The organism is Hydrocoleum sp. CS-953 (genome assembly GCF_002260545.1).
In the GTDB taxonomy this organism is placed as follows: domain Bacteria; phylum Cyanobacteriota; class Cyanobacteriia; order Cyanobacteriales; family Microcoleaceae; genus Trichodesmium.
Genome location: NZ_LGSU01000978.1, coordinates 1 through 5,775, shown reverse-complemented (window position 1 = coordinate 5,775; position 5,775 = coordinate 1). Strand labels below are relative to the sequence as shown.

Sequence of the window (5,775 nt, the reverse complement as noted above, 5' to 3'; positions counted from 1 at the left end):
CCTCTAGCTGAAGGTATAAAGAAGCTTGAAATACTAAAGCTGATTTTCTCTTGGTCAATTGAATATGGCGTTTTTGCAAAACAACCACTTTTTCATTCCCCTTTTAAGGGGAATGTGTTGACTTTATTATTTAGTCAAAAGTCAAAATATAAACTAGATTTATGAACAAACATTGTGAGATTACCGAATAATTAAGGTTTAAAGCCTCTCATGATCAAGGAGAAACAAGAAAATATTTTCCTTTGACTCAATCCTATCCGTTTTTAGGGAGAGGTAATTATCAATTATCCATTATCAATTATCAATTATTGAACAATGTTTACGCCAAAAACCCTCTCTGTTTTAAGAAGAATTTAAGAATGTGCGTTATAGTTCTCAAAGTCTTTTAGAACGTTATTATTTATTCTTGAATTATATTAACCCATTTTTTAGGAAATGTTTTCATTAAGCATATATAATTTTTTATAATATCTAAAATTAAAAATTTTAATAACTATGAAAAAAATTAACCTTTTCAACTGGAATGCTGGGACAATATTTGTGGTAGCGATCGCCTCCCTCATCTCAGCCCCTGTAATATTTGTCCTCAAGAGTATTTTTTCGGATATAGGAGAGATGCAGAAATCTCCTAGCACTTTTTTTTCTCCTTAACTGGAGTTATTACACCAAAAGGAATTAATTATTAATTATCCATTGGTAAGATTTTATTGTAGGGGTTTGGTTTCCAAATCCCTTATGCGCTTTGGTTTGGAGACCAAACCCCTACAGTTTTTTCGCGAATCATTTCCTATGGCTATATGTATAGCGCTACGCATTAAGGTGTTTGAAATTTCTAAATCCTGTTAGCGGAGCTTTTCCCTATACGAAAAACCCTTTATTAGTCTACTATTCCCTATTCCCTATTCCCTAGCGCTACGCGCTATACAATTAAAATTTTTAATAATTATGAAAAAAATTAACCTTCTCAACTGGGATGCTTGGACAATATTTGTTGTAGCGATCGCCTCCCTCATCTCAGCCCCTGTAATATTTGTCCTCAGCAGTATTTTCTCGGATACAGGAGAAATCTGGAGTCACTTAGCCTCTACAGTTTTACCCCGTTATCTCCTCAACTCCTTCATATTAATGGTAGGAGTAGGTTGTGGAGTTTCAGTCATCGGAGTAGGAGCAGCATGGTTAATCACAATGTGCCGTTTTCCAGGCAGTCGTCTATTTGAATGGGCAATGTTATTACCTTTAGCAACACCCGCTTATATTTTAGCCTACACCTATACAGAACTCCTAGAATTTTATGGCCCTGTACAGATGTGGTTACGAGAAGTGTTTGGTTGGACGAGTGTCAATGATTATTGGTTCCCAGAAATTCGTTCCATTGGCGGAGCGATCGCCCTATTAACCCTAACATTATACCCCTACGTTTATCTTCTCACACGAGTCGCCTTTTTAGAACAGTCAACCTGTACTTTAGAAGCAAGTCGTTCTCTCGGAGCGAACCCTTGGCGGAGTTTCTTCACAATAGCTCTTCCCCTGGCAAGACCAGCAATAATTACAGGTTTAGCTCTAGCACTAATGGAAACCCTGAATGATTTTGGTACGGTGCAATATTTTGGAGTCGATACATTTACCACTGGCATTTATCGTACTTGGTTTGGTATGGGGGAAAGAGTAGCAGCAGCACAGTTAGCAGCAGTATTATTATTATTTATTTTATGGTTAATTTTGCTCGAACTTTGGTCTCGTCGCCAAGCCAAATATTATCAAACTACCAGTCAACAGCAACACTTACAACAATTTCACTTAACTGGAATGCGGAAATTAGGTGCTTTTATTGCTTGTTTACTGCCAGTTTTTTTAGGCTTTCTCTTGCCAGCAGGATTATTATTAGAAATGACTATTGCTGAGAGTGGGGCAAGTTTTCGGGGTCGGTTTTGGAATTATGCTTCCCATAGTTTGATTTTGGCAGCAATAACCGCTGTATTAGGAGTGGCGATCGCTCTGATCATGGCTTATGGAGTACGTCTAAATCGAAATTTGGGAATGCGTGTCTCAACTCGTATTGCTGCAATGGGTTATGCCGTACCAGGTTCAGTTATTGCGGTCGGAATTTTGATTCCTATTGGTACAGTTGATAATGCCATTGATAGTTTTATGCGTTCGATGTTTGGCATCTCAACTGGTTTATTATTCAGTGGTACTATTACAGCATTAGTATTTGCTTATTTAGTCAGATTTATGGCAGTAGCATTTGGTGCTGTTGAGTCAAGTTTAGTGAAAATTAAACCTAGTTTAGATGATGCTTCTCGGAGTTTAGGTTACAACCCTACTCAAACTTTAATTAAAGTTCATGCACCGATAATGTGGGGTGGGTTATTAACAGGAGCAATGTTGACATTTGTAGATGTAATGAAAGAGTTACCAGCAACAATGGTAATTCGTCCGTTTAATTTTGATACCTTAGCAATTCGGGTTTATAATTTGGCTGCCGATGAGAGATTAACTGAGGCAGCAGGTCCGGCTTTAGCAATTGTATTAGTAGGAATAATACCAGTAATTCTGCTTAGTTTAAGAATTGCTAAGTCGCGCCAAAGTTAAGATTATTAACAATTTTTTTGTGGTTATCAATTAGAAGAATGGGACTTGTGTATTCTACAACTTAATATTGATTAATATAGAATAATAATATCAAATCCGGATAATTATTATAGCCTGCGTCCGCAGCGACTGGAACGGAGTGGAGGAAAGCAATCTCGGCACACCCCTGAGATTGCTTCCTATCGTCGTTGCGGACAACTGTTCAACCAGATTCTATATAATTAGTAATAAATACATTTTTCAGTATATTAATCAATATTAATATAGAATAATAATATCAAATCTGGATAATTATTATAGCCTGCGTCCGCAGCGACTGGAACAGAAGCACACCCCTGAGATTGCTTCCTATCGTCGTTGCGGACAACTGTTCAACCAGATTCTATATAATTAGTAATAAATACATTTTTCAGTATATTAATCAATATTAATATAGAGTAATAAGATCAAATCCGGATAATTATTATAGCCTGCGTCCGCAGCGACTGGAACAGAAGCGCACCCCTGAGATTACTTCCTATCGTCGTTGCGGACGACTATTAAACCAGATTCTATATAATTCGTAATAAATACATTTTTCAGTAATAATTTATTACAATTAATAGTACCCTTTTTAGAAAATTTATTCTATTCTATACCTATAAATTTTAGATTGATTATAAATCATGTCCCTTAACAAAAATATATTATCAAACTTTACAATTGAGACTGCTATAGATCCTCATCCTGTAACAGTTACTCCAGATNATTCTATTCTATACCTATAAATTTTAGATTGATTATAAATCATGTCCCTTAACAAAAATATATTATCAAACTTTACAATTGAGACTGCTATAGATCCTCATCCTGTAACAGTTACTCCAGATATTTCATTAACAGAAGCAATATATCGGCTCACTCTACCGAAAAACCAACAAAATGTGCAGGTAGATTTACTCATAGAATCAAATCAAGGTATCGATTTAAAAAGTCGTTCGAGTTGCTTATTAGTAGTTGAAAATAATCAATTATTGGGAATACTAACTGAGCGTGATATAGTCCGATTAATTGCCTCAAAAGTTCAGGTAGAAGATATCACAGTTAATGATGTGATGACTAATAAGTTAATCACAATAGTTGATTCGGAGATAGAAGATATTTATACAGTTATTAACTATTTTCAGCAGAATAAAATTCGTCATCTACCAGTATTATCAGAAACAAAGAAATTAATAGGTTTAATTACTCCATCAAGTCTTCGCAATTCTCTAAAATCATGCGATCTACTAAAACACAGACAAGTTGAGGAAGTGATGAATACTAATGTGATTAGTTGCTCCCCTAATTTATGTCTACTTGCCATCGCTGAAAAAATGGCAAAGTATCGAGTTAGTTGTATAGTCATAGTTTGCCCAGATAAACAACAGATATTACATCCAGTGGGAATTGTTACAGAAAGAGATATCGTGCAATTTCAAGCACTAGAGTTAAATTTCAATGAATTAAAAGCCTCAGACGTTATGAGTACACCTTTATCTACTTTAAGTCCTGTGGATAGTTTATGGCAAGCTAATCAACAAATGCAAAAGCTGCGAGTACGGCGATTAGTTGTATGTGGTCATAATGGCAACCTGCTAGGTATTATAACTCAAACTAATATATTGCAAAACCTCAATCCTATAGATATGTGTGGAGTAATTCATACATTGCGGCAGGAAATACAAGACCTACAGACTGAAAAAATTGAACTTTTGCATCGTAACAATAATCGTCTGGAGGAACAGGTAGGGCGTTTGCAAGAATCAGTAAATCAACTAGAGCAACGCAACTATGACATGACAACTCTTAACGAGATGATGGAATTTTTACAAGTGTGCGAAAAAATTGAAGACGCTTATGAATTCCTAGCAGAATTTCTGAAAAAATTATTTCCAGAGTTTGCGAGTAGTGTCTTATTGAAAGATGAGTGTAATCGTAAGTTTAAAAGTGTTAGTTGCTATGGTAATCTCGCAGATAGTGAAACCTTAGTGGAATTTAATGATTGTTGGGCATTGCGACGAGGACAAACTCATATTGCTAGTAATGCTCAACCAGGATTATTTTGTCATCATGTCGATCGGGAATTTCCACCTACCACAACTATTTGTACTCCTCTATTAAATCAAGGTAAAGTTTGGGGGTTGTTTTATCTGCGAACAGAAAGTTCAGAAAAAATTAGTAGCTATCAAAAACGTTTAGCTCGTACTTTTGGCGAACAAATTTCTTTAGCACTTTACAACCTGAAACTGAGAGAAAAATTAAGAAATGAGAGTATTCGGGATGTTTTAACAGGTTTATTTAATCGACGTTATTTAGATGAATCTCTCAAGCAAGAAATTATCAAAGCTAAATGCAATCAACAACCTTTAAGCGTCATCATGGTAGATGTTGATCATTTTAAACGATTTAACGATACTTATGGTCACGATGTAGGAGATATTGTACTCCGAGAACTAGGGAGATTTTTACAACAAAAAGTNATTCGGGATGTTTTAACAGGTTTATTTAATCGACGTTATTTAGATGAATCTCTCAAGCAAGAAATTATCAAAGCTAAATGCAATCAACAACCTTTAAGCGTCATCATGGTAGATGTTGATCATTTTAAACGATTTAACGATACTTATGGTCACGATGTAGGAGATATTGTACTCCGAGAACTAGGGAGATTTTTACAACAAAAAGTTAGAGGATATGATATTGCTTGTCGTTACGGTGGAGAAGAAATGACTTTAATTTTAATAAATACTCCTGTAAGTGTTGCCAAAGAAAGAGCAGAAAGTATTTGTTCAGGAGTGAGGGAATTATCCTTAAAAAATCAGGATAAAATTCTGCCATCTGTAACTGTTTCTCTGGGAGTTGCTTGTTTTCCTCTAGATGGCACCACAGGAGAAGAGATTGTACAACGGGCGGATAGAGCTTTATATCAGGCGAAAGAAGCAGGACGTAATCAAGTTGTTTTGTATCAAGATTAGATTTTTAAGCAATTAACAATGTTCATGTCGGCGACAGCCGATACAATTAATAATTAATAATCACCTATTCTTGAAACGGATAGGATTGGCGCTCAAGGAATTTTTTTTTATTTATCCCATTGAAAGGGGAGGCTTTAAACCTTAATTGTTGAATGAATAATTAATTATTGACGCTTCAACTCTTAAT

At 35.4% G+C, this 5,775-nt stretch carries 3 protein-coding genes and 1 pseudogene; all 4 read left to right on the top strand.

The window, feature by feature from the left end; all coding sequences use genetic code 11:
- Positions 1-495 precede the first annotated feature (495 nt).
- Complete coding sequence (locus tag AFK68_RS36785; protein WP_168186465.1) at positions 496-651, top strand: hypothetical protein; 156 nt, start codon at positions 496-498, stop codon at positions 649-651.
- A 294-nt stretch (positions 652-945) separates the two neighbouring features.
- Positions 946-2,592, top strand: a complete 1,647-nt coding sequence (locus AFK68_RS13770; RefSeq protein WP_094673298.1) for an iron ABC transporter permease — start codon at positions 946-948, stop codon at positions 2,590-2,592.
- 788 nt (positions 2,593-3,380) lie between these two features.
- Positions 3,381-5,092, top strand: a pseudogene (locus AFK68_RS45115) (CBS domain-containing protein); the annotation flags it as partial.
- A gap of 1 nt (position 5,093) precedes the next feature.
- Positions 5,094-5,588, top strand: a 495-nt coding sequence (locus AFK68_RS38875; RefSeq protein ID WP_210407394.1) for a GGDEF domain-containing protein, incomplete at its 5' end; no start/stop codon positions are given.
- Positions 5,589-5,775 lie beyond the last annotated feature (187 nt).